Source organism: Priestia sp. P5_B4 (assembly GCF_056400385.1).
Genome location: NZ_JBFULJ010001350.1, coordinates 1 through 718 on the forward strand (window position 1 = coordinate 1; position 718 = coordinate 718).

The window sequence follows — 718 nt, forward strand, 5'->3', positions numbered from 1 at the left end:
GCATTGTTCTTTGGCTTTACCAGTCTAGAAGGAGATGCGCAGCTGCTTAAAAACATTACGCTTACGTATGACAGCGCGTATATGGAAACGTTTATGATGATGACATTTGCATTCATGCTGTCGTCTTTATTCAGAAACAGCGCGCTTGCTTCCAGTCTGGCTATTGTCGTAAGTATCGGGGCAAAAGCAGTAACAGGACTAGTATCACAGTTTGGTTTATGGTGGGGAAAATTTTTACTGTTCGCCAACACAAACTTTGTGCAGTATATGGACGGAATGAAGACGATGTTTGACGGCATGACGATTCCATTTTCCATTTTCATCTTAGTTGCGCATTTTGTCTTCTTTATGGGCGTGGCATGGGCAGCGTTTTTAAAACGAGACGTAGCTAATTGATGTGAGAATTTTCGCACTATATATTTTTCTAAAATAGCATTTGACAATTAAATAAAAAGAGATTACAGTAGTGAAAGACTATTTTTAAAACAACTATAAACTTCTTATCAAGAGAGACGGAGGGACTGGCCCTATGATGTCTCGGCAACTGGCTGTACGCAGTGCGGTGCCAAATCCAGCAGACGATGTTTCGTTTGGAAGATGAGAAGGGTAATCTTATGATACAAATAAGAGACCTCTTCTTATCAATAAGAAGAGGTCTTTTTTTATTACGTAAAAAAGAGGTGTTAAGAATGGAACAAAAAAAAGGAAACGGCTGGGC

Annotated in this window: 1 pseudogene and 1 riboswitch; the pseudogene reads left to right on the plus strand. The window is 39.6% G+C overall.

The window, feature by feature from the left end:
• A pseudogene (locus tag AC1DRF_RS30925) lies at nucleotides 1-396 on the plus strand (ABC transporter permease); the annotation flags it as partial.
• Between the two features lie 101 nt (nucleotides 397-497).
• Nucleotides 498-604, plus strand: a riboswitch (SAM riboswitch).
• Nucleotides 605-718 lie beyond the last annotated feature (114 nt).